The 25,994-nt window shown below is 67.3% G+C and carries 23 protein-coding genes; 16 read left to right on the top strand and 7 right to left on the bottom strand.

What is annotated here, in order from left to right; translation table 11 throughout:
- Positions 1–2 precede the first annotated feature (2 nt).
- Genes ACIIOY_RS09960 through ACIIOY_RS09945 form a run of 4 tightly spaced genes read right to left on the bottom strand, consistent with a single transcriptional unit; the run spans position 3 to position 5,034 of the window.
- Complete coding sequence (locus ACIIOY_RS09960) at positions 3–530, bottom strand: sarcosine oxidase subunit gamma family protein (protein ID WP_411034495.1); 528 nt, start codon at positions 528–530, stop codon at positions 3–5.
- Entirely contained in the window at positions 523–3,486 is a 2,964-nt protein-coding gene (locus ACIIOY_RS09955) for a sarcosine oxidase subunit alpha family protein (RefSeq protein WP_411034494.1), read from the bottom strand. The genes ACIIOY_RS09960 and ACIIOY_RS09955 overlap by 8 nt, the downstream gene beginning before the upstream one ends.
- On the bottom strand, positions 3,483–3,758 hold the full coding sequence (locus ACIIOY_RS09950; RefSeq protein WP_411034493.1) for a sarcosine oxidase subunit delta: 276 nt from the start codon (positions 3,756–3,758) through the stop codon (positions 3,483–3,485). The genes ACIIOY_RS09955 and ACIIOY_RS09950 overlap by 4 nt, the downstream gene beginning before the upstream one ends.
- Before the next feature lie 25 nt (positions 3,759–3,783).
- Entirely contained in the window at positions 3,784–5,034 is a 1,251-nt protein-coding gene (locus ACIIOY_RS09945; RefSeq protein ID WP_411034492.1) for a sarcosine oxidase subunit beta family protein, read from the bottom strand.
- Between the two features lie 89 nt (positions 5,035–5,123).
- Between ACIIOY_RS09945 and ACIIOY_RS09940 the strand changes: the two genes are divergently transcribed.
- The 12 genes from ACIIOY_RS09940 to ACIIOY_RS09885 all read left to right on the top strand — a co-directional run bounded on the left by ACIIOY_RS09940 (position 5,124) and on the right by ACIIOY_RS09885 (position 17,995).
- Positions 5,124–6,098, top strand: coding sequence for a GlxA family transcriptional regulator (locus tag ACIIOY_RS09940; protein WP_411034491.1), 975 nt, complete (start codon positions 5,124–5,126; stop codon positions 6,096–6,098).
- Positions 6,099–6,148: 50 nt separating this feature from the next.
- Complete coding sequence (locus ACIIOY_RS09935) at positions 6,149–6,814, top strand: helix-turn-helix domain-containing protein (RefSeq protein WP_411034490.1); 666 nt, start codon at positions 6,149–6,151, stop codon at positions 6,812–6,814.
- 231 nt (positions 6,815–7,045) lie between these two features.
- On the top strand, positions 7,046–7,951 hold the full coding sequence (locus ACIIOY_RS09930) for a class II glutamine amidotransferase (protein WP_411034535.1): 906 nt from the start codon (positions 7,046–7,048) through the stop codon (positions 7,949–7,951).
- Between the two features lie 4 nt (positions 7,952–7,955).
- On the top strand, positions 7,956–8,642 hold the full coding sequence (locus ACIIOY_RS09925) for a GltB/FmdC/FwdC-like GXGXG domain-containing protein (protein WP_411034489.1): 687 nt from the start codon (positions 7,956–7,958) through the stop codon (positions 8,640–8,642).
- Between the two features lie 14 nt (positions 8,643–8,656).
- Positions 8,657–9,985, top strand: coding sequence for an FMN-binding glutamate synthase family protein (locus ACIIOY_RS09920; RefSeq protein WP_411034488.1), 1,329 nt, complete (start codon positions 8,657–8,659; stop codon positions 9,983–9,985).
- 87 nt (positions 9,986–10,072) lie between these two features.
- Complete coding sequence (glnT, locus tag ACIIOY_RS09915; RefSeq protein ID WP_411034487.1) at positions 10,073–11,380, top strand: type III glutamate--ammonia ligase; 1,308 nt, start codon at positions 10,073–10,075, stop codon at positions 11,378–11,380.
- 82 nt (positions 11,381–11,462) lie between these two features.
- On the top strand, positions 11,463–12,347 hold the full coding sequence (purU, locus tag ACIIOY_RS09910) for a formyltetrahydrofolate deformylase (protein ID WP_411034486.1): 885 nt from the start codon (positions 11,463–11,465) through the stop codon (positions 12,345–12,347).
- 110 nt (positions 12,348–12,457) lie between these two features.
- Positions 12,458–13,300: a MurR/RpiR family transcriptional regulator gene (locus tag ACIIOY_RS09905; protein WP_411034485.1), complete on the top strand. Its 843-nt coding sequence runs from the start codon at positions 12,458–12,460 to the stop codon at positions 13,298–13,300.
- Positions 13,301–13,435: 135 nt separating this feature from the next.
- Complete coding sequence (locus tag ACIIOY_RS09900) at positions 13,436–14,551, top strand: ABC transporter substrate-binding protein (RefSeq protein WP_411034484.1); 1,116 nt, start codon at positions 13,436–13,438, stop codon at positions 14,549–14,551.
- 59 nt (positions 14,552–14,610) lie between these two features.
- Positions 14,611–16,356, top strand: coding sequence for an ABC transporter permease (locus tag ACIIOY_RS09895; RefSeq protein WP_411034483.1), 1,746 nt, complete (start codon positions 14,611–14,613; stop codon positions 16,354–16,356).
- On the top strand, positions 16,353–17,399 hold the full coding sequence (locus ACIIOY_RS09890; RefSeq protein ID WP_411034482.1) for an ABC transporter ATP-binding protein: 1,047 nt from the start codon (positions 16,353–16,355) through the stop codon (positions 17,397–17,399). Before ACIIOY_RS09895 ends, ACIIOY_RS09890 begins: the two co-directional genes overlap by 4 nt.
- Entirely contained in the window at positions 17,396–17,995 is a 600-nt protein-coding gene (locus tag ACIIOY_RS09885; RefSeq protein ID WP_411034481.1) for a histidine phosphatase family protein, read from the top strand. The genes ACIIOY_RS09890 and ACIIOY_RS09885 overlap by 4 nt, the downstream gene beginning before the upstream one ends.
- A gap of 138 nt (positions 17,996–18,133) precedes the next feature.
- On the opposite strand, the gene ACIIOY_RS09880 is transcribed toward ACIIOY_RS09885, so the two are convergent.
- A complete protein-coding gene (locus tag ACIIOY_RS09880) occupies positions 18,134–19,063 on the bottom strand; it encodes a LysR family transcriptional regulator (RefSeq protein WP_411034480.1) in 930 nt (309 codons plus the stop codon).
- A gap of 172 nt (positions 19,064–19,235) precedes the next feature.
- Here ACIIOY_RS09880 and araD point away from each other — a divergent pair, with 172 nt between their 5' ends.
- On the top strand, positions 19,236–20,978 hold the full coding sequence (gene araD / locus ACIIOY_RS09875) for an L-arabinonate dehydratase (protein ID WP_411034479.1): 1,743 nt from the start codon (positions 19,236–19,238) through the stop codon (positions 20,976–20,978).
- A gap of 21 nt (positions 20,979–20,999) precedes the next feature.
- On the opposite strand, the gene ACIIOY_RS09870 is transcribed toward araD, so the two are convergent.
- Together ACIIOY_RS09870 and ACIIOY_RS09865 are read right to left on the bottom strand one after the other, a co-directional pair.
- A complete protein-coding gene (locus ACIIOY_RS09870) occupies positions 21,000–21,731 on the bottom strand; it encodes an anti-sigma factor family protein (RefSeq protein ID WP_411034478.1) in 732 nt (243 codons plus the stop codon).
- Positions 21,728–22,270 (bottom strand): RNA polymerase sigma factor, encoded by a 543-nt coding sequence (locus ACIIOY_RS09865; protein ID WP_411034477.1) that lies wholly within the window; start codon positions 22,268–22,270, stop codon positions 21,728–21,730. The genes ACIIOY_RS09870 and ACIIOY_RS09865 overlap by 4 nt, the downstream gene beginning before the upstream one ends.
- 110 nt (positions 22,271–22,380) lie before the next feature.
- Between ACIIOY_RS09865 and ACIIOY_RS09860 the strand changes: the two genes are divergently transcribed.
- The 3 genes from ACIIOY_RS09860 to ACIIOY_RS09850 all read left to right on the top strand — a co-directional run bounded on the left by ACIIOY_RS09860 (position 22,381) and on the right by ACIIOY_RS09850 (position 25,829).
- Positions 22,381–23,793, top strand: a complete 1,413-nt coding sequence (locus ACIIOY_RS09860; protein WP_411034476.1) for a S8 family serine peptidase — start codon at positions 22,381–22,383, stop codon at positions 23,791–23,793.
- Positions 23,794–23,896: 103 nt separating this feature from the next.
- Positions 23,897–25,294, top strand: coding sequence for a DUF2793 domain-containing protein (locus ACIIOY_RS09855; RefSeq protein WP_411034475.1), 1,398 nt, complete (start codon positions 23,897–23,899; stop codon positions 25,292–25,294).
- 76 nt (positions 25,295–25,370) lie between these two features.
- Positions 25,371–25,829 carry a YbaK/EbsC family protein gene (locus ACIIOY_RS09850; RefSeq protein ID WP_411034474.1) on the top strand — a complete coding sequence of 153 codons (459 nt, stop codon included), beginning with the start codon at positions 25,371–25,373 and terminating at the stop codon, positions 25,827–25,829.
- The last annotated feature ends 165 nt before the right edge of the window (positions 25,830–25,994 follow it).

The following is a 25,994-nucleotide window of genomic DNA, read 5'->3' as shown; positions in this document are numbered from 1 at the left end:
CTCTAGAGGAACTCCGCGCACATTCCCGCAAGGTCGTCCCACAGGGATCCGGCAAGGCTGCGCAGCGCCGCAATCTCGAAGACGTCCGTGTCGTGCCGCGTGAGATGCGCCGAGACGTGGCCGATCAGCGTCGCCACCGTATGGTTCTTCGGGAACGCGGAGAGATGCAGATCGACGGCCGTGCCCTTGGAGAGCACCGTCGAGGCCATCGGGCCGTCCAGCCGCATGCGCACCCGGCCGTGGCTCTGGTCGATGCCGGTTGCATGCGGCTCGAGCGCGGCGAGAAGGCGGCGCACCTGCGCATGAGGGGTGGGTCGGTCGCCGACGAGCAGCCATTGGCCGGGCGGGAGCGCCCGCAAGGCGAGCCCGGTCTCCGCCGCAAGCCTTTCGAGGCTGGCCGTCTGATCGGGTGCTTTCGGTCCGGCGATCACGTGCAGGACCGTGCCTTCGGGAAGGGCCGACAACCCTATGCGCGGCGAGGCGAAGGGCTTGCGGTTCGCAAGGGCGGGGAGGGGGCGGAGATCAAGCATGAAGCCTCTCGTTGCCGGGGTCGAGGAAGACGGGAGCGCAGAGGCGGGCGGCGGTGAACTCGCCGCCGAGGCCGTTCCACACGGTGACCTCCTCGCCGTGGCGCTCGTCGCCGCGTCTGACCAGCGCCAGCCCGACCGTCGAGCCGACATGCGGGGAATACGCGCTGGACGTGACGTAGCCCTGATCGTTCTCGAGCGTCGCGGCCGCGTCCTTCTCCAGGATATGGGCTCCGCTGCGGAAGGATTTTTGGGGATCGAGCGGCACGACGCCGACGAGGCGCGGGCGGTCGGGCGCGGCGAGGCCCTCGCGTTGCAGCATCGCCTTGCCGATGAAATCGGGCTTGCTCGCGGAGACCATTTTCCCGAAGCCGAGGTCGGCGGGGACGACCGTGCCGTTGATCTCGTTGTGGGTGACATGGCCTTTTTCGATGCGCAGGACGCTCAAGGCCTCCACGCCATAGGGCATCAGGCCCTCCGCCTGCCCCGCCTGCATCAACGCTTCGGCGGTGCCGTCGCCATAGGCGGCAGGGACGGCCAGCTCGTAGGCGAGCTCGCCGGAGAAGGAGATGCAGAACAGCCTTCCGTGCAACGCCCCGCCGAACAGCGAAACCTCGCGGGCCGCAAGATAGGGGAAGGTGTCGTTGCCGATGTCCTCGTCCACGATCGATTGCAGAATCTTTCGCGATTTCGGCCCGGCGATCGCCATCTGCGCCCATTGGTCGGTGACGGAGGCCAGGCGCACGTCGAGCTCCGGCCACAATGCCTGCGCGCAGAACTCCAGATGGTTCATGACGCCTGCGGCATAGGCAGTGGTCGTCGTCATGAAGAAGCGGTCCTCCGCGATCCGGCTCGTCGTGCCGTCGTCAAAGATCATGCCGTCCTCGCGCAGCATAAGGCCGTAGCGGGCCCTGCCGACCGGCAGCTTCAGGAAGGCGTTGCAATAGACGCGGTTGATGAATTCGGCGGCATCGGGTCCGCAGATCTCGATCTTGCCGAGCATGGAGACGTCGCACAGCCCGGCATTCCTGCGGACGTTGAGGACCTCGCGATCGACGCTTTCGCGCCAGTCCTTCTCGCCGGCGCGCGGGAACCAGGCGGAACGGTACCAGAGGCCGGCCTCGACGAAGACGGACCCGTGGCGTTCCGCCCAGCTGTGCAGCGGCGAGCGGCGGACCGGCTGGAAATGCGCGCCGTGGTGGGTGCCCGACAGGGCCCCGAAGGAGACGGGCGTGTAGAAGGGCCGGAAGGTCGTGGCGCCGACCTCGGCCGGGGAGACGCCGCGGGCCTCGGCGAGAAGGCCGATGGCGTTGACATTGGAGAGCTTGCCCTGATCGGTGGCCATGCCGTTGGTGGTGTAGCGCTTGGCAAGCTCGACATGGCCGTAGCCTTCCTTGACGGCAAGGCCGAGGTCGTTGCGGTGCACGTCGTTCTGGTAGTCGACGAAGGCCTTGCCCCTGGCGCCGGGGATGGACCAGAGCGTCCGGGACGGTGCGGACGGCATCTCTCCCTCGACCGCGCCGAATTCGGCGGGCCTCGCCGCAAAACCGAGCGATGCCGCGACGGCGGCAGCCTGCCGTGCGCCGTCGCTCAGGCAGGCGGCAAGGTCGATGAGGCCGGCCGCCGCACCGGCGGGGGCCAGTCCTTCAAGCCCGGTGGGCGGAAGGAACGCCGCCTTCTCGTCGGACCAGAGGGGCCTGGCGCCGCGATGGCAGGCGAGATGGATGACCGGGCTGAAGCCGCCGGACATGGCGAGCGCATCGACCTTCAGCCGTTCCGTGCGGTTGCCGGCGCGGATGTCGACTGCGGTAAGGCTCCTGCCGCCGTGGGCGTCGGTGACGACCGCGTTGCGGACGATGCGCGCCTTTCCGGCATAACCTGCGCCGCCGTTCCCGCGCGGATCGACGATGGCGGCGACGGAGACGCCGCTGGCTTCGAGGTCTCGGGCCAGCCGATAGCCGCTGTCATTGGTGGTGAAGACCGCCGTGGTCCTGCCGGGCGCGACGGCGTGGCGGTTGAGGTAGCTGCGCATGGCGCCGGCCATCATCACCCCGGGAATGTCGTTGCCGCCGAAGACCAGCGGTCGCTCCTCCGCGCCGCTCGCCAGGATGGCGCCCCTGGCGGCGATGCGCCAGAGGCGCTCGACGGGGATGGACGGCACAGGTTCCGCGACGTGCTTCTGCACGCGTTCGACCGCGCCGAAGACGTTCCCGTCGTACCAGCCGAAGACGGTTGTGCGCGTCAGAAGCGTGACGTTCGACAGGGATTGCAGCTCGGCCACGCAATCCGCCGCGAAGGCCGCCGCCGTTGCGCCGCCGATCGTCACGGTCTCGGAAAGCAGCGTGCCCCCCGCGATCGGATGCTCGTCCGCTATGACGACGCGCGCCCCGGCGCGGGCGGCCGTCAGCGCCGCGGCAAGCCCCGCCGGGCCGGCGCCGATGACCAGCAGGTCGCAATGGGCCCAGCGCTTGTCGTAGCCGTCGGGATCGGCCTCGTGCGTCGCTCTTCCGAGGCCGGCCGCCCGGCGGATGAAGGGCTCGTAGATCTTCTCCCAGAAGGGCGCCGGCCACATGAAGGTCTTGTAGTAGAACCCGGCGCCGAGGAAGGGCGACAGAAGGCCGTTCAGCGCGCCGATGTCGAAGGCGAGCGACGGCCAGCGGTTCTGGCTGCGCGCCTCGAGCCCCTGGTACAATTCCTGCATCGTGGCGCGGGTGTTCGGCTCGGTTCGGCCGCCGCTGCCGATCGTCACCAGCGCATTGGGTTCGGCCGCGCCGGCGGTCAGGATGCCGCGCGGGCGGTGATACTTGAAGCTCCGGCCGACAAGCAGCCGGCCGTTGGCCAGGAGTGCGGAAGCAAGGCTGTCGCCCTTAAAGCCGGTCATGCGCCGGCCGTCGAAGGAGAACGAAAGGAGCCGGGTCCGGTCGACCAGGCCGCCGGCGGAAAGCCGGTAGGGCGTCATGGGGTTGCCTCCTCGCGGCGATCGGCGGCATCGCGGGTTCTGAAAACCTGGTGGCTTGCTGTATCGCGCGTCACGACGAGCCAGCGGCGGCAGCCGGAGGTATGGTGCCAGTATTCCCGATAGGTCCCGCGAGGGTTCTCGCGCAGATAGACATGGTCGAACCAGATCTCCTGCGGGGCGTCCGGTGCCGGGCGGGGCAGCGCCGCGCCCTTGACGGTGAATTCTTCCCTTGGTCTTGAGCCGCAATGCGGGCAGGCGACGAGGCTGGCCATTTCGGTGTCTTTTTGGTCCGGCGGATCAGTGGAGGTTCGGCTGGGCGCCCTGGCCCTTTTCATCGAGCAGATAGCCGCGCTCGAACCGGTCGAGCCGCATCTGCCGCGTGGTCGGATGGGGCGCGTCCCGCGCGATGAGGTGGGCAAAGCAGAAGCCGGAGGCAGGGGTCGCCTTGAACCCGCCGTAGCACCAGCCGGCGTTCAGGTAGAGATTGTCGGTCGGCGTCTTGTCGATGATCGGCGATCCGTCCATCGACATGTCCATGATGCCGCCCCAGGCGCGCAGGACGCGGATGCGCGAGAGCGCCGGGATCATTGCCTTGCCGGCCTCCGCGACGTGCTCGACCGTCGCCAGGTTGCCGCGCTGGGCATAGGAGTTGTAGCCGTCGATGTCGCCGCCGAAGACCAGGCCGCCCTTGTCCGACTGGGACACGTAGAAATGGCCGGCGCCGAAGGTGACGACGCAATCGATGAAAGGCTTCAGGCCTTCCGAGACGAAGGCCTGGAGGACATGGCTCTCGATCGGCAGCTTCATGCCCGCCATTTCCGCGACGCGCGAGGAGTTTCCGGCCGCCGCCAGGGCAAGCTTGCCGCAGCCGATGAAGCCCCTGCTGGTTTCGACCCCCAGGACGCGGCCGTTCTGCCGGCGGATGCCGGTCACTTCGCAATTCTGGATGATGTCGACGCCGCGGCTGTCTGCGCCGCGCGCATAACCCCAGGCGACGCCGTCGTGGCGCACCGTGCCGCCGCGGCGCTGGAGGAGGCCGCCCCGGATGGGAAAGCGGGCATTGTCGAAATCGAGAAAGGGCAGCATCGCCCTCACCGCCGTGCGATCGAGCAGTTCGGCATCGACGCCATGCAGGCGCATCGCATTGCCGCGCCGCGTATAGGCGTCGCGCTGCGCATCGGAATGATAGAGGTTCAGGACGCCGCGCTGGGAGACCATGGCGTTGAAGTTGAAGTCCTGCTCCAGCCCCTCCCAGAGTTTCATGGACAGCTCGTAGAAGGGATTGTTGCCTTCGAGCAGGTAGTTGGAGCGGATGATCGTCGTGTTGCGGCCGACATTGCCGGAGCCGATATAGCCCTTTTCCAGAACCGCGACATTGGTGATGCCGAATGTCCTGGCGAGGTAATAGGCGGTCGCCAGCCCGTGGCCCCCGCCACCGACGATGACGACGTCGTAGTGCGGCTTTGGTTGCGGTTCGCGCCAGGCGGCACCCCAGGACCGATTGCCCCTCAGGCCGTTCAGGAAGATCGAGAAAGCGGAGTAGCGCATGAGGCGGACCTTGTGGATGTCGGCGCAGCGTAAATCGGCAGCCGGTGACGCGATTGCATGAACAGGCTGTTTCGATGTAAAAACGGGCCATGCAGATCGCCGAGACAAGAACCGTGCAAAAAATCGGCTTCCTGCTGGTGCCGAACTTCGCCTTGATGTCCTATGCCTCGGCGGTCGAGCCGTTGCGGGCCGCGAACCTGATCGCCGGCATCGATCTCTACGAGGCCGTCCCGCTGTCCGCCGGCGGCGAGGCGGTCGCCAGTTCGTCGGGCCTTTCCGTCGCCTGCGCCGGCCTGTCGGCGGCAGGCCAACACTGCCATACGATCTTCGTCTGCGCCGGCGGGGAGCCGAGGGACTGGATCGCGGCCGAAGCGGCCCATGCCACCTTGCGGCGGCTCGCCCGGCAGGGCGTGCGCATCGGCGGCATTTCCAGCGGGGCCTATGTGCTGGCCATGGCGGGGCTGCTGAACAACCGCGACTTCACCATCCATTGGGAGCATGCCGGCGTGCTGAAGGAGGCATTTCCGCACCTTTCGCCCCGCCAGGCGCGCTACATCATCGACGGGGACAGGGTGACCTGCGCGGGCGGCATAGCCCCTCTCGACATGATGCACGCGATGATCGCCGAGCGCATGGGCACGCATTTCGCCCGCCGGGTGAGCGACTGGTATCTGCACACGGCGGTGGCCGAGCCCAGCGCACCGCAGCGCGCCTCGGCGCCCGAGCGCTTCGGGACATATCATCCGGCGCTGCTGACCGTACTGGAAAAGATGGAGGCGACGATCGAGCAGCCGCTCGGCCGCGCTGAAATGGCAAAGCTTGCCGGCGTCGGCATCCGCCATCTCGACCGGCTGTTTGCCGAGAACTACAGGACGGGGTTCCTCGAAACCTACCGCAATATCCGGCTGGACCATGCGCGCCGGCTCCTGGAGCAGAGTCCGCTGTCGGTCGCGGAGATCGGCTTTGCCACCGGCTTTTCCAGCGCCGGACATTTCTCTCGTGCCTTCAAGGCGCGCTTCGGGGAGACGCCGCGCCTGTTCCGGGCGAAAATTTCCTCCGAGTGATGCAGGTTTTCCTGTAAGGAAGGTCACTCCGTCATGAAGAAAGGTGGCCAATGGCGAGCAATGGTGGAAAGGCCGGAAAGTCGCCCGCCGCGCTGTCCCAGAACCCGCATGCGATCCGCGAGCCGCGCGAGAACAATCTGGAAATGGCGATCGGCCATGAGGTCCGCGCTTTCCGCAAGAAGCTCGGCATCACGGTCAGTGACCTCGCCGTCGCCACAGGCATGTCGGTCGGCATGCTTTCGAAGATCGAAAACGGCAACATCTCCGCATCGTTGACCACGCTCCAGGCGCTGTCGAAGGCGCTCGGGGTGCCGATCACCGCCTTCTTCCGCGGTTACGAGGAGCCGCACACCGCCACCTTCGTGAAGTCCGGACAGGGGCTGAACATCGAGCGGAGAGGCACGCGCGCCGGCCATCAATACAGCCTGCTCGGGCATGTCGACAACAACGCCACCGGCGTCTCGGTCGAACCCTACCTGATCACCCTGACGATGGAATCCGACGTGTTTCCGACGTTCCAGCACGACGGCATGGAGTTCCTGTACATGCTCGAGGGACAGGTCGTGTATCGTCACGGCGATCAGCTCTATCACATGGAGCCGGGCGACAGCCTCTTCTTCGACGCCGATGCGCCCCATGGGCCGGAGCAGCTCGTCCAGCTGCCGTGCCGGTACCTCTCCATAATCTCCTATCCGAACAAGGCCGCAGGGGGCTGACCCGCGTCCTTCCCGCAAACGCATGCGTCATCCTTTGACCTCTGCCGGTGCCGCAGCCTGACAGGGCCATCTATTTTTTGTGCAGGTCGGAATCGATCCTGCACAAAATTTCGACAGTATGCCTTGCGGAGCGGCATTATTTTCTTTATAGGAAACTTTTATTCTTTTTAGTTGATCCGATCCTCTCTGCATGGTAGCCCTTCGTTCGGAAAACGAATGGAGGCATCCGTCATGTGCGGCATCGTTGGACTGTTCCTGAAAGACCGAAGCCTGGAGCCGCAGCTCGGCACGCTGCTCTCCGACATGCTGATCACGATGACCGACCGGGGACCGGACTCGGCCGGCATCGCGATCTATGGCACGCCGTCCGGCGGCCGGACGAAGATCACCATCCAGTCGGCCCGGCCGGAGACGGACTTCGCGGACCTTGAGGCAATCCTCGGGCCTGTCGATGCAAGCGTCTCCGTCGCGCTGAAAAGCACCCATGCGGTAATCGAAGCGGATGCCGGAAAGGCTGCGGATGTGCGGAAACTCCTGAAGGCGGAGCGGCCGGACGTCCGGATCATGGGATCGGGCGACAGCGTCGAGATCTACAAGGAGGTGGGGCTTCCGAAGGATGTCGTCGCGCGCTTCGGCATCCGCAAGATGGGCGGCACGCACGGCATCGGCCACACGCGCATGGCGACGGAATCGGCCGTGACGACGCTTGGCGCCCATCCCTTCTCGACGGGCGCGGACCAGTGCCTCGTCCACAACGGCTCGCTGTCGAACCACAACAATCTCCGCCGCGCGCTGGTTCGCGAAGGCATGGCCTTCGAAACGCAGAACGACTCGGAGGTCGCCGCCGCCTATCTCACGGCCGAAATGGCCAAGGGCAAGGACCTCGGCGAGGCGCTTGCCAGCGCGCTGGACGATCTCGACGGCTTCTTCACCTTCGTCGTCGGCACGAAATCCGGGTTCGGCGTGGTGCGCGATCCGATCGCCTGCAAACCCGCGGTCATGGCCGAGACGGACCGGTACATCGCCTTCGGCTCCGAATACCGGGCGCTGGTCGACCTTCCCGGCATCGAGAATGCCCGGGTCTGGGAGCCGGAGCCCGCCACCGTCTACTTCTGGGATCACGAAAAGGCCGCCTGAGACCATGCCCACCTTCGACCTTTCCAACACGCCGCTCCGCGCACTCAACAGCGCGCTGCACGACCTGCCCGCCGGCGCGAACGACACGACGTTCGAAGTCGTCAACCCGCGCGGCAGCCATGCGGTCGCCGTCGGCATCGACCGGCCCGTCAACGTCGAGGTCCGCGGCAGCGTCGGCTACTACTGCGCGGGCATGAACGACGGCGCCACCATCACCGTGCGCGGCTCGGCCGGCCCGGGCGTCGCCGAGAACATGATGTCGGGCACCGTCGTCATCGAGGGCGATGCCAGCCAGTATGCCGGCGCCACCGGCCGCGGCGGCCTGCTCGTCATCAAGGGCAACGCCGCCTCGCGGTGCGGCATTTCGATGAAGGGCATCGACATCGTCGTGCACGGCAATATTGGCCATATGTCGGCCTTCATGGGCCAGTCCGGCCATCTCGTCGTGCTCGGCAATGCGGGCGACGCGCTGGGCGATTCCCTCTACGAGGCCAAGCTCTTCGTGCGCGGCGAGGTCAGGAGCCTCGGCGCGGACTGCATCGAGAAGGAGATGCGGCCGGAGCACCTGGAAAAGCTCGCCGAGCTCCTGGGCCGGGCGGGCGTCACGGGCGTCCGGCCGGAGGAGTTCAGGCGCTACGGCTCCGCCCGCAAGCTCTACAATTTCAACATCGACAACGCCGACGCGTACTGAGGCGAGGGATCACCATGACCTATCACAACCCCCATACGCCCCCGCGCAAGTCCACGACCTTCGACGACTACACGCTCGCGGAGATCCGCCGCGCCGCCGCCACCGGGATCTACGACATCCGCGGCGCCGGAACGAAGCGCAGGGTCCCGCATTTCGACGACCTCCTGTTCCTCGGCGCCTCCATTTCGCGCTATCCGCTCGAAGGCTATCGCGAGAAGTGCGATACCACCGTCACGCTGGGTACGCGTTTTGCGAAGAAGCCGATCACGCTGAAGACCCCGATCACCATCGCCGGCATGAGCTTCGGCGCGCTTTCGCGCAATGCCAAGGAAGCGCTCGGCCGCGGCGCGACCATCGCCGGCACCTCGACGACGACCGGCGACGGCGGCATGACGGACGAGGAGCGCGGCCACTCCCGGACGCTCGTCTACCAGTATCTGCCGTCGCGCTACGGCATGAACCCGAAGGACCTGCGGCGGGCCGACGCGATCGAGGTGGTGGTCGGGCAGGGCGCCAAGCCCGGCGGCGGCGGCATGCTGCTGGGCCAGAAGATTTCCGACCGCGTGGCGGAGATGCGCACGCTTCCCAAGGGCATCGACCAGCGTTCCGCCTGCCGGCACCCCGACTGGACGGGCCCGGACGACCTGGAGATCAAGATTCTGGAACTGCGCGAGATCACCGACTGGGAGAAGCCGATCTACGTCAAGGTCGGCGGCGCGCGTCCCTATTACGACACGGCGCTCGCGGTGAAGGCCGGCGCCGACGTCGTCGTGCTCGACGGCATGCAGGGCGGCACGGCCGCGACGCAGGACGTCTTCATCGAGCATGTCGGCATGCCGACGCTCGCCTGCATCCGCCCCGCGGTGCAGGCCCTGCAGGAGCTCGGCATGCACCGCAAGGTCCAGCTGATCGTCTCCGGCGGCATCCGTTCGGGGGCGGACGTCGCCAAGGCGCTGGCGCTCGGCGCGGACGCCGTGGCGATCGGCACGGCGGCCCTCGTCGCCATCGGCGACAACGACCCGCGCTGGGAGGAGGACTACCGCAAGCTCGGCACGACGGCCGGAGCCTATGACGACTGGCACGAAGGCAAGGATCCGGCGGGGATCACCACGCAGGACCCGGAGCTGATGACGCGCCTCGATCCGGTCGCCGCCGGCCGCCGCCTCGCAAACTACCTCAAGGTCATGACGCTGGAGGCCCAGACGATCGCGCGTGCCTGCGGCAAGAACCATCTCCACAACCTGGAGCCGGAGGACCTCTGCGCGCTGACGATGGAGGCCGCCGCCATGGCGCAGGTGCCCCTGGCGGGCACCGGCTGGTATCCGGGCAAGGGAGGTTTCTGAGATCGGCATGCCGGGCGGGCCGCGTTTGGGAGGATGCGGTCCGGCTTGAAATCTCTTGAGTGTCAAAATCCAAAAAAGGGGAACGACGTGACACTGGATCTCTCGAACTATGCCGCGGAGAACGGCATCAAGTACTTCATGATCAGCTATACGGATCTGTTCGGCGGGCAGCGCGCCAAGCTGGTCCCGGCCGAAGCGATCGCCGACATGCAGAAGGACGGCGCCGGTTTTGCGGGCTTCGCCACCTGGCTCGACCTGACGCCCGCCCATCCCGATCTCTTCGCCATTCCGGACGCGGCATCCGTGATCCAGCTGCCGTGGAAGAAGGATGTCGCCTGGGTCGCCGCCGACTGCGCGATGGACGACAAGCCCGTCGACCAGGCGCCGCGCGTCGTGCTGAAGAAGCTGGTTGCAGAGGCCGCGAGGGAAGGACTTCGCGTGAAGACCGGCGTGGAGCCGGAATTCTTCCTGATCGCGCCGGACGGGTCCGTGATCTCCGACTCCTTCGATACCGCCGAAAAGCCCTGCTACGACCAGCAGGCCCTGCTTCGCCGCTACGACGTGATCGCAGAGATCTGCGACTGCATGCTGGCGCTCGGCTGGAAGCCCTATCAGAACGACCACGAGGACGCGAACGGCCAGTTCGAGATGAACTGGGAGTACGACGACGCGCTGAAGACCGCAGACAAGCACTCCTTCTTCAAGTTCATGGTCAAGTCGGTGGCCGAGAAGCATGGCCTGCGCGCCACCTTCATGCCCAAGCCCTTCAAGGGGCTGACAGGAAACGGCTGCCATGCGCACATCTCGGTCTGGGATGCCGAGGGCAGGACCAATGTCTTTTCCGACAGGTCGATGCCCTTCGGCCTGTCGGAGAGGGGCCGCAACTTCCTCGGCGGCATCATGAAGCACGCGTCGGCCCTTGCCGCCATCACCAACCCGACGGTGAATTCCTACAAGCGCATCAACGCGCCGCGCACCGTTTCGGGCGCCACCTGGGCGCCGAACACCGTCACGTGGACCGGCAACAACCGGACGCACATGGTGCGCGTGCCGGGTCCCGGCCGGTTCGAGCTCCGCCTGCCGGACGGAGCGGTCAATCCCTACCTCTTGCAGGCGATCATCATCGCCGCCGGCCTGTCGGGCATCCGCAGCAAGGCCGATCCCGGCCGGCACCACGACATCGACATGTACCGTGACGGCCATACGGTGACGGATGCGCCGAAACTGCCGCTCAACCTGCTCGACGCGCTGCGCGCATACGAGGAAGACGAGGAACTGCGGGCCGCGCTCGGAACGGAGTTCTCCGCCGCCTACGTCAAGCTCAAGACCGGCGAGTGGAATGCCTATTGCGCGCAGTTCACCGAGTGGGAGCGCCAGACCACGCTCGACATCTGACCTCCCCGCCGCTTCCCGCGGCCCGTTCCTCGTGTCCGCCGGACGCGGGGGCCTTTCCGCATCGAAGACAGAAGGATCGAGGATGACGACCTTTGTGCTGACCGTGACCTGCAAATCCACACGGGGAATCGTCGCCGCCGTTTCCGGCTTCCTGGCGCAGATGGGCTGCAACATCGTCGACAGTTCGCAGTTCGACGACCTTGAATCCGGCCGCTTCTTTATGCGTATCTCCTTCCTATCGGAAGAAGGGACGACGGCCGGAGCGCTTGCCGAGGGGTTGAAGCCGATCGCGGAAAGGTTCTCCATGGAAACCGGGCTTCACGATCAGTCCCGCCGGATGAAGGTGCTGCTGATGGTCTCGCGCTTCGGCCACTGCCTCAACGACCTGCTCTACCGCTGGAAGATCGGCGCCTTGCCCATCGACATCGTCGGCGTCGTCTCCAACCACTTCGACTACCAGAAAGTGGTGGTCAACCACGACATCCCCTTTTACCACATTCCGGTGACCCGGGAGAACAAGCCGCAGGCGGAAGCCCGGATCATGGATATCGTCGAGGCGGGCGGCTGCGAGCTCGTCGTGCTTGCGCGCTACATGCAGGTGCTCTCCGACAGGATGTGCGAGCGCATGTCGGGGCGGATCATCAACATCCATCATTCCTTCCTGCCGAGCTTCAAGGGTGCGAACCCTTACAAGCAGGCCCATCGGCGAGGCGTGAAGCTGATCGGCGCGACGGCCCATTATGTGACGGAGGACCTCGACGAGGGCCCGATCATCGAGCAGGACACGGTGCGCGTCACCCATGCCCAGTCGGCCGACGACTACGTTTCGCTCGGCCGCGATGTCGAAGCACAGGTGCTCGCCCGGGCGATCCATGCCCATATCCACCACCGCGTTTTCCTCAACGGCAACCGTACGGTGGTATTCCCGCCGAGCCCGGGAAGCTATGCTTCGGAGCGGATGGGCTAGGAATCGAAACGCGGGGCCTGCATGCTGTTCTGCAAGAAACTTTGCAATAAATAATGATGTTGCAAGTTTACACGCATCATGTATGACTCTCCGGAGGAGGAGAAGAGATCATGCTGATTGCGGAGCGGGTGCAAACCATTGCGGAGACGCTGACGCCGGCCGAGCGCCGTCTCGTGAAGGAGATCATCGCCAAGCCGCGTGACGTTGCATTGGGCACGGCGGGCGAACTTGCGCGACGGACCGGCGTGCACGAGGCGACGGCGTCCCGGCTGGCCCGCAAGCTCGGCTTCGATACCTATGCCGGTTTCCGGGACGCGATCCGCGAAGAGTTCATCGTCAAGACCGATCCGGCATTGCGGGTGCGCCGCACGCTGGAGACGTCGCGCGGGCACGGCATGCTGGAAATGCTCGTCCAGCAGGAAATCGAGGCTTTGACGCGGCTGCCGAGCTATGTCGGCGAGGAGCGCCTCGCCGCAGCGGCGGCAGCGCTGAGCGATCGCCGGCGCATCTTCATCTTTGCGCGCGGCAATGCGGAAACGCTGGCGGTTCTGATGAACCGGCGCCTGCGCCGCATGGCCTTCGAGACCATGCTTGTAACCGGCGACAGCCGCGACATCGCGGAGCAGATCCTGACCATGGGACCGGGTGACGCGCTCCTCGCCTTCGCCTTCCGCCGCCAGCCTCGTCCTTACGCGCCGTTGATAGAGCGGGCGCGCAAGGTGGGTGCGGTGAGTGTCGTCGTGTCGGGAACCGTGGGCCCTTCGCTGACGCCGAAGGCCGACCACCTGCTCGCGGCGCCCCGCGCCGGCGGAAGCGATGCGTTCCAGACGTTGACGGTCCCCATGGCCATATGCAACGGCCTCATTCTGAGCATGGCACAGTCCGACGAGGTCCGCTCCTTGAGCAATCTGGAGCAATTGGGAGAGCTGATCGGAGAGCTGGAGGGACGTTGAGCCTTGTCGGGGGAGGGCCCGGCCGGGCTTTTGGCGCGCTCAAATTTTGCAAGATAACTTGCGCGTCATCATAGTGTTGCAAAATGCAATGCAAATGCGGTGGTGCAACCCACCGTCACTCAGGGAGGAAGACACGTGAAACACATGTTGCTCATTGGCGCCGTTCTGACGGCGCTATCCGCGCCGGCCATGGCGCAGGACGTCGATACGCTCTCGCCGGAAGCGCTGCTGCCCCTGGCGCAGAAGGAGGGCAAGGTTACGGTCTACTCCTTCACCAGCCGCATCGCGCGGGTGGAGAAGGCATTCGAGGAAGCCTATCCGGGCATCGACCTGATCGGCTTCGACATGTCGTCGACCGAGATGATCACCCGGCTGCGCACGGAAGCGGCGGCCGGCATTCCCAATGCCGACGTCGTCTATGTGTCCGATGCGCCCGTCGTGCTGGGCGAGCTCCTGGAGACGGGCCTGCTTGAAAACTACGTGCCGCCGCGCGTGGCCGACAAGCTCGACGCGGCGTTCAAATCGCCTCTTCTGGCCCAGCGGCTTTCCACCAAGGTGCTGATGTACAACGAGGCCGCCTATCCCGACGGTGCTCCGGTCAAGAACCTCTGGGACCTCACGACGCCCGACTGGAAAGGCAAGGTGCTGATGGTCGACCCGCTGCAGCGGGGCGACTACCTGGACCTGATGACGGAGTTCGTCCTGCAGTCGGACGAGATGGCCAAGGCCTACGAGGCGCGCTTCGGCAAGCCGATCGCGCTGGACGACGGCGTGGAAACCGCCGGGCACCAGTTCATCGTCGACCTTTTCGAGAACGATCTGGTGCTGCTCGCCTCGACGGACGACGTCAACGCGGCCATCGGCAAGATCGGGCAGGAGAACCCGCCCGTCGGCTTCACCAGCTATTCGGACCGGCGCGACAACGAGGACGAAGGCTGGGCCTTGCAGGTCGTCAACGATATCGTCCCGTCCAACGGGATCGTATTCCCGGCCCTCTTGGCGCTTACGGCCGACACGAAGAACCCGGCGGCAGCCCGCCTTGTCGTCGACTTCCTCATGGGAGACGACAGCGAGACCGGCGGACCGGGCTACGCGCCGTTCTACGTGGCGGGCGACTGGGCGACGCGCAGCGACATAAAGGGCCATCCGGATGCGATCCCGCTGGCGGACTTCAAGGCCTGGCGGGTGGATCCGGCTGCGACGGCCAGGATCCGCAAGTCCGTCGGCGACCTCATTCTCCAGCTGCAATGATCCGCATGACGCGCTGCGGCCGCCCGGCCGCGGCGCGTCACCGGCCATCGGATGTCCTCATGTCTGCCCTTTCTCGAAACCGCTCGTTCCACGGCGCGTTGCTCGCTCCCGGCCTCGGGCTGAAGCTCGCCGTGCTGGCGCTTCTTGCGATGCTGATCGCCGCGCCGCTCCTGAAGGTCTTCGGCGCCACGCTTGCGCCCGGTGCCGTGTCCGCCTGGTCGGATGTGCTCGCCAGCAATCTTTCGCGCAACCTGTTCTGGCTGCCGCTCGCCAACACGATGATCCTTGGCGTCGGGGTCGCAACCGGCTGCGTGCTCATAGGCGGGTTCCTCGCCTGGCTCGTGGTGATGACGGACGTGCCGTTCCGGCGCACGATCGGGCTTCTCGCCACATTGCCCTTCATGATCCCGAGCTTTGCGACGGCGCTTGCATGGGGATCGCTCTTCCGCAATGCCCGCGTCGGCGGGCAGATCGGCTTTCTCGAAGGGCTCGGCTTTTCCGTGCCCGACTGGCTGGCCTGGGGCATGGTCCCGACGCTGGTGGTTCTTATCGCCCATTACTATTCGCTGGCCTTCACGGTGATCGCCGCGGCCCTCGCCACGGTGAACTCCGACCTCGTCGAGGCCGCCCAGATGACCGGCGCCGGACGCCGCCGCATCTTCCTCGGCATCGTCCTGCCCGTGGCGCTGCCCGCGCTCGTCGCCGGCGCCTCCCTGACATTCGCGGGGGCCGTCTCGAACTTCGCCGCGCCCGCCTTGCTGGGCCTGCCGGTCCGCATGCAGACGCTTGCCACCCGCCTCTACGGCATGATCGAGATCGGCCAGACGGAGCGCGGCTACGTGCTTGCGATCCTGCTCATCCTCGTGTCGGCGCTTTTCCTGTGGGCCGGCAACCGGGTCATCTCCGGGCGCAGGTCCTATGCCACGATCACCGGCAAGGGCGGCCGTGCGAAGCGCTTCGCGCTGGGCAGCGCCCGGACGCCGCTCTTTCTCGCGGCCGTGACGATCTGCATCCTCACCACCGTCGTTCCCGTCGTCATCCTCATCGCCTCCAGCCTGGCGCCGTCGTCCTCGGCGCTCTTTTCCGGCTGGTCGCTGCACTACTGGATCGGCGATTCCGACCCGGCGGTCGCGCGCGGCCAGGCCGGCATCTGGAACAACCCGCTCATCCTGTCGGCCACCGGCGTGACGGTCGGCCTCGGGGCGGCCGTCGCCTTCACCGCCTCGCTCGTCGGCCTCGTGGTGGCGTTCGTGCTGGCCCGTTTCCGTTCCGGCTTCCTGTCGGCCGTCATCAACCAGTTGAGCTTCCTGCCGCTCCTCGTGCCGGGCATCGCCTTCGGGGCCGCCTATATCGCGCTGCTCGGTGCCCCGGTCGGTCCTTTTCCTGCGCTCTACGGGACCTTCGCGCTGCTGGTCATCGCCGCCACGGCCTATCTCGTGCCCTTCGCAGTCCAGACGGGGCGCGCGGTGATCCAGCAGGTGTCGGGCGACCTTGACGAGAGCGCGCGGATGACGGGAGCCGGATTCCTGCGCCGCCTCTTTGCGATCACCGTGCCGCTCGCCATACGCGGCCTGTCGGCGGGCGCGCTCATCGTCTTCGTGAAGATCGTGCGCGACCTGTCGCTGGTCGTGCTTCTCTTCACGCCGACCATGCCGCTGCTGTCCGTCCTCGCCTATCGTTATGCGTCGGACGGTTTCACGCAGTTCGCCAATGCCATCACCGTCGTCGTGCTCGTCATTTCGGTCGCGGCGACGCTCCTCGCCAATCGCCTGCAGACCAAGACACAGCCGTGGTTGCAATCATGATACAGATCGACTCCCTCCATAAGCAGTTCGGCGGCTTCCAGGCCGTGCAGGACGTCAGCCTCTCCGTTCCGAAGGGCGCGTTCCTCGTGCTCGTCGGGCCGTCCGGGTGCGGCAAGTCCACTATGCTGCGCATGCTCGCCGGGCTCGAGGCGCCGACCTCCGGCACGATCGCCTTCGGCGGAAACACTGTTTCCGACGGCGGGCGCGGCTGGGTCATCGAGCCCTCCAGGCGGGATGCCGGCCTCGTCTTCCAGTCCTACGCGCTCTGGCCGCACATGACGGTCGCCGGCAACATCGACTGGCCGCTCAAGGTGGCGGGCCTCGACAAGGCCCGGCGCCGGGAACGCGTCGGCGAGGTGCTGGACCTGCTCGGCATCGGCCAGCTCGCGCACCGCTATCCGAACGAGATCTCCGGCGGACAGCAGCAGCGCGTGGCGATCGCCCGCATGATCGCGCCGCAGCCGGGCATCCTCCTCTTCGACGAGCCTCTGTCGAACCTCGACGCCAAGCTGCGCGTCGAAATGCGGACCGAGCTGCTGCGGGTGCATCGCGCGACCGGCGCCACGTCGGTCTATGTGACGCACGATCAGGTCGAGGCCATGACCATGGCGACCCATGTCGCCGTCATGAACGGCGGGCGCATCGAGCAGTTCGGCAGCCCGTCCGAGCTGGTGGCCCGTCCCGAGACCGCTTTCGTGGCGACCTTCGTCGGCACGCCGCCGGCCAATCTGGTGCCCGTGGTGAATGGCGCATACTGCGGGCGCCTCGCGGATGCGGCGCTCGGGACGCGCAACGGGTCGGCCCTGTTCCGGCCCGAAGAGCTGACGCTCGCCGAAGGCCCTTCCGGCCGGACGCTGACGCTCGACTATGCGGAGGCAAGCCCCATAGCGGGACGCTTCATGGTGACGGGAATTCGCGGGGACCTGCGCATCACCGCGATCGTCGACAGCCTGCCTGCCTTGTCGCTGGGAGACGAGGTGCATTTCCGCCTGCCGCCGGAGCCGGCCATGTTCTTCACGCCGGAGGGGAGGCGCCAGCAATGAAGCGGATCATCCTGGTGCGCCACGGCGAAAGCGAATGGAATTCGGTGCGGCGCCTGCAGGGGCAGGCCGACATTGCCCTGTCGGCTCGGGGCGAGGCGCAGGCAATCGCCTTGCGCGGCACGATCGAGACGATGCGCCCCGACCATGTCGTCACGTCCGACCTCTTGCGCGCCCGGCATACGGCGGCGCTTCTCGGTTATCCGCATGCGGCGCTTTCCCCGGCCTTCCGCGAGATCGAGGTCGGCGACTGGACGGGGCGCGCCATCGCCGACCTGCTGGCGGAAGACCAGGATGCCTATCTCGGCTGGCGCGCCGGCACCTTCGCGCCCGCCGGCGGGGAGAGCTGGCATGAATTCCGCGAACGCGTGACGAACGGGCTTGCGGAGGCGATCGGCGCTGCGAGGGAGAAACTGCTCGTCGTCTGCCATGGCGGGGTCATACGCGCCCTGCTCGACAGCTTGCTGGACCTGCCGCCAAGGCGGATCATTCCCGTCGGGCCGGCAAGCGTTACCGTGCTTGCGGACAAGACCGGCGGCATCCGCCTGGAGACGTTCAATTTCAGCCCCGGCGGGCCGGTGTTCGACGCGCCGGATTAGGTGCGGAGCCGGTGACGCATCCCGTGGACGCCTTCGATCTTCCCGGCAAGGCAGAAGACCGCGGCCTGCCGGACGGTCGACAGCGGCATGAGCACCCTGCACCATCCCTGAATTTCCGGCGGAAGCAGGCGCGGCGGCTCAGCGGGCGGCGCGGGGAATCTGCGCCTCGATCAGCGACAGGAAGCGCTGCGCCAGCGGAGAGAGCAGCGCGCCCTTGTCGAGGATGAGGTTGTAGGCCGGCACGCTTGCCGGGCGGGCCATGTCGAGCGTGACGATGCGCGTGCCGAGGTCCCCGGCCATCAGCAGGCCGGCGACCTCGCGCGCGAAGGGCGCGATGGCGTCGGTCCGCGCGACCGTTGCCAGCGTCAGCAGCGCCGAGGCCGAATAGGTCACCCGCTCGGGAAAATCCGCGCCCTCGGTCCGGAACGCGTCGACCACCGTCGACCAGATCGGCGAGCCGGCGGGCTGGATGATCCAGTCATAGGGTGAAAGGTCGCGGAACCTGAGCCGGGTGTGTCCGGCGAGCGGATGGTTCTCCCGCACGGTGAAGCTCAGCACCTCCTCGCCGATCGGGCGCACGTCGTAGGCGGCCGGCTCGTCGGTCGCACTCAGCCGCGCCAGCACGAAATCGTATTCGCCCGCCCGCATGCGCTGCATCAGCGTCAGGCTGGGCTCCACGTCCACCTGGAGCTGGGCATTCGGCGCCTGCGCGCGCAGCTCGACCGAGGCCGGCAGCACATAGGCGATGGCCGCCGCCGTCACCGCGCCGATCCGGACCCGGCCGCGCAGGCCGTCCGCCACCTCGCGGATGTCGCGGCCGATATTCTCCACCTCCGCGACGACGCGGCTCGCGCGGGCCGCCAGCACGTCGCCGAATTCGTTGAAGACGAAGCCGTGCGCGTTGCGCGTGCAGATCTGCTGGCCCACCAGCGCCTCGATCTCGGCCAGCGTGCGCGAGGCCGCCGGCTGGGAGATGTTCATCTCCTCGGCGGCGAGGCTGAGTCTGCCCTTCCGCTTCAGGGCGTCGATGAACCGGAGCTGGTTGAGCTTGAGGAAGTGCGCTTTCATCGGCGGCCAGTCTAGCGGCGGCATTACCATGACGCAATTGATATGCAACGATATCGATTGATGATTTGACTGTTATGTGACTTCCGCGTTCCCTGTAGGGAACAGGGAGGATGGCGATTTGCGCGCAGGCGCAGGCATCTCATCGCCCGCAGAACGGAAAGCAAGGCACACAATGACATTCAAACCCTCCGCCTGGCCGCGCAAACTGCGTTCGCAGGAGTGGTACGGCGGCACCTCGCGCGACAACATCTATCACCGCGGCTGGCTGAAGAATCAGGGTTACCCGCACGACCTGTTCGACGGACGCCCGGTGATCGGCATCCTCAACACCTGGTCGGACCTGACCCCCTGCAACGGCCACCTGCGCGAACTGGCGGAAAAGGTGAAGGCCGGCGTCTGGGAGGCGGGCGGCTTCCCGCTGGAGGTTCCGGTCTTCTCCGCCTCGGAAAACACCTACCGGCCGACGGCCATGATGTACCGCAACCTCGCCGCGCTCGCGGTCGAGGAGACGATGCGCGCGCAGCCGATCGACGGCGCGGTGCTCTTGGTCGGCTGCGACAAGACCACGCCCTCGCTGCTGATGGGCGCGGCCTCCACCGACATCCCTTCGATCGTCGTCACCGGCGGGCCGATGCTGAACGGCTGGTTCCGCGGCGAGCGGGTCGGTTCGGGCACGGCGCTCTGGCAGATGTCGGAGGCGATCAAGGCCGGCACGATGAGCAAGGAGGATTTCCTGGAGGCCGAGCAGGCGATGAGCCGCTCGTCGGGCACCTGCAACACGATGGGCACGGCCTCGACGATGGCCTCCATGGCCGAGGCCCTCGGCATGGCGCTCTCCGGCAATGCCGCGATCCCCGCCGTCGACAGCCGCCGCCGCGTCATGGCGCAGCTCACCGGCCGGCGGATCGTCCAGATGGTCAAGGACGACCTGAAGCCCTCCGATATCCTCACCCGCGAGGCCTTCGAGAACGCCATCCGCACCAACGGCGCCATCGGCGGCTCCACCAATGCGGTGGTGCATCTGCTGGCGCTCGCCGGGCGCGTCGGCGTCGATCTGACGCTCGACGACTGGGACCGTCTCGGCCGCGACGTTCCCACCATCGTCAACCTGATGCCCTCCGGCAAATACCTCATGGAGGAGTTCTTCTATGCCGGCGGCCTTCCGGTGGTGCTGAAGCGCCTCGGCGAGGCGGGCCTCCTTCACAAGAACGCGCTGACCGTTTCCGGCGAGAAGATCTGGGACGAGGTCAAGGACGTCACCAACTGGAACGAGGATGTCATCCTGCCGACCAAAAAGGCCCTCGCGCAGCAAGGCGGCATCGCCGTGCTGAAGGGCAACCTTGCGCCGAGGGGTGCCGTGCTGAAGCCGTCCGCCGCCACGCCCGCGCTGATGGTGCACCGCGGCCGGGCCGTCGTTTTCGAGGACATCGACGACTACAAGCGCAAGATCAACGATCCCGATCTCGACATCGACGAAACCTGCGTGATGGTGCTGAAGAACTGTGGTCCGCGCGGCTATCCCGGCATGGCCGAGGTGGGCAACATGGGCCTGCCGCCCAAGGTGCTGAAGAAGGGGATCACCGATATGGTGCGCATTTCCGACGCGCGCATGTCCGGCACCGCCTATGGCACCGTCGTCCTGCACACCAGCCCGGAAGCCGCTGCCGGCGGGCCGCTCGCCATCGTGCGCGACGGCGATTTCATCGAGCTCGACGTGCCGAACCGGCGCCTCCATCTCGACGTGCCGGAGGGCGAGATCGAACGGCGCCTTGCCGGCTGGAAAAGCCCGGTCGAGCGGCCGGCCAGCGGTTACGGCATGCTCTACCACGACCATGTCACCGGCGCCGATACCGGTGCCGATTTCGATTTCCTGCGCGGTGCGCGCGGCAACGCCGTGCCGAAGGATTCGCACTGAGCGGGTTGCGGGGGGCGCTCACTATGGAGCGAGCGCCTTGCGCTCTTCCTCGGCGGAGAGCGGAGCGCCGGCCTGGATGGAGGCGAGATAGGCATCCACCGTTTCCTGCGATGAGGCCGGCACGTAGCCTTCGGCCTGCGGCGCCGTCAGCGCAAGCCGCGTCGTCCAGGCGCCGTCCTGGCGGCAGGCGATGGTGAGCGTGCTGCCGGCCGGCTGCTTCAGGGCGTATTCGCGGCATAGGTCGCCGTTCGCGTCGCGGAAGGTGGCGACGACATGCAGCACGGTGCCGGCCGTGCCGAGCGCCACGTCCCGGCCGGAAGCCTCGCGGTTGAGGGCAGCGGCGATCTCGGCGCCGGAATCCTCCGCGGCCGGCCCCAAGCGGCCGATCGAGAAGCCGGCGAGGCCGGAGACGACCGCGACGAGGCTTGCCGCCACGGGCATGAGCCAGCGCCGCGCTGCGGCCTCCTGCTGCCGCGGCTTCGGGCGAAAGGCGATCACGGTGTCCTCCGGCTTGGCCGCCGCCGCTTCCGCCATGCGCCGCACGGAGGCAAGGAGCGCTTCCGGCACGGGCTCGTCGATCAGCGGCTTCAGCGCGCCGGCCACGAGGCGGCGGCTGTCGAGGAAGACGGCGAGCCGTTCGGCAAGGGCCTCGTCGCCGGCAAGCGCCTCTTCCAGGGCGAGGCTCCGCGCCTCGTCCAGCTCGCCGTCCGCATAGGCCATCAATATCTCGTCGTCGAAATCCCGTTTGTTCATGGAACGCCGCCTTTCCTGTCGGACGAACGTCTTTCGCCGAAGGTTATTCCCGTCAGGTCCATCAGATTCTTCCGCGCGCGGGCAAGCCGGCTCATCACGGTGCCGATGGGGATCGAGAGCACGTCGGCCGCATCGCGATAGCTGAGCTCCTCGACGCAGACCAGCACCAGCACTTCGCGCTGCTCTTCCGGCAGCCTGTGGAGGGCGGCGGTGACGTCGGCGAGATCCATGCGGGCATGGGCGGCGGCCTCGCCGGAAGGCACGGAAACGTCGCGCGCCGCATCGAGGTCGTCGTGCGGGCCGGCCGTCCTCCGGCGCCGGAGGTGGTCGATCCACAGGTTGCGCAGGATGCGGAACATCCACGCGTCGAACCGGCTGTCCGGTGCGAAGCTGTCCGCTGCGAGGATGGCGCGCTCGCAGGCCGCCTGCACCAGGTCGTCGGCCAGTTCCCGCGAACGGCAGAGCGAGATCGCAAAGCGTCTGAGGTTCGGCAGGAAGGCCACCAGCCGTTCCGGCACCGTCGGCATGTCGTTCGTCATGTGATTTCTTTGGCATGAGGTGGAATAACCTGTCGAGTCGAACGTATGTCCGGGATACCATCAACTGAAGGCGGTCCCGGCAGGACGCGAGCCGCCATGGGAGACGGACCATGCCGAACCGCCTTGCACGAAAACCCGCGCAGCTTTCGCTTTTCCTCGCCATGGTCCTCGCTGCGGTCATTGCCTTGCCTCCCGCGCAGGGTGGCTTTGCTCCGGGCGTCTCCGCCGCGCTGGCGGATGACGATGACGACGGCGGGGACGACGACGGTGGCGGCAGCGGCGGTACGCGCCGCGGCGGCTACGAGGGGCGTTCGTTCGGCGGCAGCGGCGACGTGCGGCGCGCCCTGCGCTCGATCTTCCGCTGGCCGTCCGGCAAGGCGCGCCGGGCGCCGGCACGCCGGGCGGTCGCGGTGCCGGCATATGCAGAGAACGAGATCGTGGCGACCGGCCTCGACAAGAACGCCATCGCCGGGCTGGTGCAGGACGGTTTCGTCGTCGACGACCGTATCGAGGTCGCGCTCGTCGGGGGTGAGATGGTCCGCCTGATCGTTCCGCAGGGCATGACGCTCGAGACGGCGCGGGCGGCCGTCGCGGCCCGCAGCGCTGCGGCGACGGTGGATTTCAACCATTTCTACCAGCCGCAGGCCGAGAGGAAACCGGCCTGTGCCGGGGAGGGCTGCGCCCTGGTGCGCCACATGGTCGGCTGGCCGATGGCCGGCGAGGAGAGCGGTGCCGCCTGCCTCAAGCCGCAGCGCATCGGCCTCGTCGATACCGCCATCAATGCCGATCATTCCGTTCTGGCGGATGCCCGGCTGGAGGTCCTGGATCTCGGCGGCGGGGAGGGGGCGAAGTCCGGCGAGCAGCACGGCACGGCCGTCGCCGCCCTCCTGGTCGGCGCGCCGGAAAGCCGCGTGCCGGGCCTGCTGCCGGGCTCGGAACTCGTCGCCGTCGACGCCTTCCGACGCTTCCGCAAGTCTGCCGACGTCGCCAATGTCTACGACCTCGTGCGGGCGCTCGATCTGCTGGCCGGGCGCGACATCCGGGTGATCAACCTCAGCCTGACGGGGCCGGCCAACGCGGTGCTGGAACACGCTGTGAGCGCCGCCATCGGCCGCGGGACGATCCTCGTCGCCGCCGCCGGCAACGATGGTCCGAATGCCGGGCCGGTCTACCCGGCCGCCTATGACGGCGTGATCGCCGTGACGGCGGTGGACAAGGCGCGCAGGCCCTACCGCCGGGCGGTGCGTGGCGACCATATCGACATCGCCGCGCCGGGCGTCGACGTCTGGACCGCGGCGTCGATCTCCGGCGCCCGGCAGAAGACCGGCACCTCCTTTGCCGCCCCTTTCGTGACGGCCGCTGCTGCCATCCTCCTTGCCGCAAGGCCCGGCCTTTCCCCCCGCGAGGTCGAGGCGGAACTGATGAAATCCGCCGAGGACATCGGAAAACCGGGCAAGGACGCCGTCTATGGCTGGGGGCTGCTCAACGCGCGGGCGCTTTGTGGCGGCCGATCGCAGGGCTGAGACCGCAGCGTGGTGCAACGGGCTTTACGATACGGCCTCCGTTTTCCCCGCGTTCCGCCGCCCTCCTATACTCGTCCGGAACCTTTGAGAGGAGTCGGACGAAATGGACGCGACCGAAAACCTGAACCTTCCCTATATCCTGCCCGCACAGGCGCAGAAGCACGTCACCCACAACGAGGCCATCAAGGCGCTCGATGCAATCCTCCAGCTCACCGTCCTGAGCCGGGCGGTCGCCAGCCCGCCGTCAAGCCCTGCCGGCGGGGACCGCTATATCGTGCCGGCGGGCGCGACAGGCGTCTGGGCCGGCCGGACGAAGATGGTGGCCGCCTGGCAGGACGGCGCCTGGACCTTCTATATGCCGCGCGACGGCTGGCTGGCCTATGCCCTCGACGAAAACCGCATGCTGGCGTTCAAGGCGGGCGGCTGGACCCTGGCGGCCTTCGACGTCGCCATTCCCGACCGGGTCGGCATCAACGCGACGGCCGATGCGACGAACCGGCTTGCGGTCGCCGCGCCCGCTTCGCTTTTCACCAACGAGGGGGCGGGACACCAGATCAAGGTCAACAAGGCCAATCCGGGGGACACCGCCTCGCTGCTGTTCCAGACCGGCTGGTCGGGGCGGGCGGAGATGGGCCTTGCCGGCAGCGACGCATTCCGCGTCAAGGTGAGCGCGGACGGCGCGTCCTTCACGGATGCCATGGTTGTCGACCAGGCGACGGGACGCGTCTCCTTCCCCGCGGGCGTGCTCGGCCTCAGGCCCCAGCTTGCCGCGAACCGCACCTATCACGTCGCTCCTGGCGGCAGCGACGGCAATGACGGCCTGACGGCCGGCACGCCCTTCGCGAGCCTTCAAAGGGCGATCGACGCGGCGCATGCACTCGATTGTGCGGGCCACGACGTCACCATCCAGCTTGCCGCCGGCAGCTATGCCGGGGCGGCGGTCACACGGCCGCTCGTCGGCGGGGGCACGCTTTTCATCCGGGGCAACGAAACCGCGCCGGCTTCCGTCGTCCTGTCGACGGGCCTTGCCTTCGCCAACGGTGCGCAGGCCCGCGTGTCCGGCGTCCGCATATCCATTGCCGCCGACCTGATCCACGGCCTTTCGGCCGGCAACGGCGTTTCGCTGCGAATCGGCAAGGTCGAGTTCGGCACCGTCGGGGCGAACGCCGACCATATCTTCGCCGATGCCCCCTGCCACATCGTGCTGGAGAGCGACTACACCATCTCCGGCGGCGCGCGCCGGCACATCAATGTCGGCGCGGGTTTGCTGACGGGCGCGAACCGGACCGTCACGCTGACCGGCACCCCGGCCTTCGTCCAGTTCATAGCCGCCAGCAGCGGCGGCACGGTTTCGCTGTCGAACCCGGCGATCGTCGGGGGCGCCACCGGCAGCCGCTACATCGCCGAGACCAATGGCGTCATCAACACCTTCGGCAAGGCGGCCGCCTTCCTGCCGGGCTCGACCGCCGGCACCACGCTTTCAGGCGGGGTCTATGCCTGACGGCCGCAGGAGCATAGCATGCATTGCTTTCCGGCGGCTCTTGCGTTCGGGCCGCCGGACTGGCTATGAAAACGACATGTCGCTCGAATCCGTCCGCACCTTCTTCGCCGAAAACGCTCCCGATATCGCCGTTCTCGTCACCGAGCAGAGCTCGGCGACCGTGGCGCTCGCCGCCGAGGCCCATGGCGTTGCGCCCGCGCAGATCGCCAAGACGATCTGCCTGCGCGTCGGCGAGGAGGTCGTGCTTCTGGTCACCGCCGGCACCGCGCGGCTCAGCAACCGGAAGTTCAAGGATCGCTTTGCCGCCAAGCCGCGCATGCTCGATGCCGAGCAGGTGCTGGCCGCCACCTCCCATCCGGTCGGCGGCGTCTGCCCCTTCGGCCTGCCGTCGCCCTTGCCGGTCTACTGCGATGTGTCGTTGCGGTCCTTCGAGGAGGTCGTGCCGGCGGCGGGCGCGACGAACGCGGCCGTGCGCATCGCGCCGGAGCGCATGGCGGCGCTCGTCTCGGGCGAATGGGTCGACGTCTGCGAGTGACGCAGGCAGCCTATCGTGAAAGAGTTTCGCGAAAATCCGGGGAAATCGCCGGCTGGCGCGGGCGCATCGGAACACGCAATATAACGAAACTGTGATCGCGGTGGCGTGCTTCCGGCAGGCCGCCGCGCACAGGCGCGGAAGGATCCGCGAACGGGCTGCTGGAGG

The organism is Shinella agrisoli (assembly GCF_046557955.1).
In the GTDB taxonomy this organism is placed as follows: domain Bacteria; phylum Pseudomonadota; class Alphaproteobacteria; order Rhizobiales; family Rhizobiaceae; genus Shinella.
This window is presented reverse-complemented; position numbering and strand designations above follow the sequence as displayed.

Coding starts and splice junctions, on each gene's coding strand:
- ACIIOY_RS09960 (WP_411034495.1), bottom strand. CDS start 530: ATGCTTGATCTCCGCCCCCTCCCCGCCCTTGCGAACCGCAAGCCCTTC.
- ACIIOY_RS09955 (WP_411034494.1), bottom strand. CDS start 3,486: ATGACGCCCTACCGGCTTTCCGCCGGCGGCCTGGTCGACCGGACCCGG.
- ACIIOY_RS09950 (WP_411034493.1), bottom strand. CDS start 3,758: ATGGCCAGCCTCGTCGCCTGCCCGCATTGCGGCTCAAGACCAAGGGAA.
- ACIIOY_RS09945 (WP_411034492.1), bottom strand. CDS start 5,034: ATGCGCTACTCCGCTTTCTCGATCTTCCTGAACGGCCTGAGGGGCAAT.
- ACIIOY_RS09940 (WP_411034491.1), top strand. CDS start 5,124: ATGCAGATCGCCGAGACAAGAACCGTGCAAAAAATCGGCTTCCTGCTG.
- ACIIOY_RS09935 (WP_411034490.1), top strand. CDS start 6,149: ATGGCGAGCAATGGTGGAAAGGCCGGAAAGTCGCCCGCCGCGCTGTCC.
- ACIIOY_RS09930 (WP_411034535.1), top strand. CDS start 7,046: ATGTGCGGCATCGTTGGACTGTTCCTGAAAGACCGAAGCCTGGAGCCG.
- ACIIOY_RS09925 (WP_411034489.1), top strand. CDS start 7,956: ATGCCCACCTTCGACCTTTCCAACACGCCGCTCCGCGCACTCAACAGC.
- ACIIOY_RS09920 (WP_411034488.1), top strand. CDS start 8,657: ATGACCTATCACAACCCCCATACGCCCCCGCGCAAGTCCACGACCTTC.
- purU (WP_411034486.1), top strand. CDS start 11,463: ATGACGACCTTTGTGCTGACCGTGACCTGCAAATCCACACGGGGAATC.
- ACIIOY_RS09905 (WP_411034485.1), top strand. CDS start 12,458: ATGCTGATTGCGGAGCGGGTGCAAACCATTGCGGAGACGCTGACGCCG.
- ACIIOY_RS09895 (WP_411034483.1), top strand. CDS start 14,611: ATGTCTGCCCTTTCTCGAAACCGCTCGTTCCACGGCGCGTTGCTCGCT.
- ACIIOY_RS09890 (WP_411034482.1), top strand. CDS start 16,353: ATGATACAGATCGACTCCCTCCATAAGCAGTTCGGCGGCTTCCAGGCC.
- ACIIOY_RS09885 (WP_411034481.1), top strand. CDS start 17,396: ATGAAGCGGATCATCCTGGTGCGCCACGGCGAAAGCGAATGGAATTCG.
- ACIIOY_RS09880 (WP_411034480.1), bottom strand. CDS start 19,063: ATGAAAGCGCACTTCCTCAAGCTCAACCAGCTCCGGTTCATCGACGCC.
- araD (WP_411034479.1), top strand. CDS start 19,236: ATGACATTCAAACCCTCCGCCTGGCCGCGCAAACTGCGTTCGCAGGAG.
- ACIIOY_RS09870 (WP_411034478.1), bottom strand. CDS start 21,731: ATGAACAAACGGGATTTCGACGACGAGATATTGATGGCCTATGCGGAC.
- ACIIOY_RS09865 (WP_411034477.1), bottom strand. CDS start 22,270: ATGACGAACGACATGCCGACGGTGCCGGAACGGCTGGTGGCCTTCCTG.
- ACIIOY_RS09860 (WP_411034476.1), top strand. CDS start 22,381: ATGCCGAACCGCCTTGCACGAAAACCCGCGCAGCTTTCGCTTTTCCTC.
- ACIIOY_RS09855 (WP_411034475.1), top strand. CDS start 23,897: ATGGACGCGACCGAAAACCTGAACCTTCCCTATATCCTGCCCGCACAG.
- ACIIOY_RS09850 (WP_411034474.1), top strand. CDS start 25,371: ATGTCGCTCGAATCCGTCCGCACCTTCTTCGCCGAAAACGCTCCCGAT.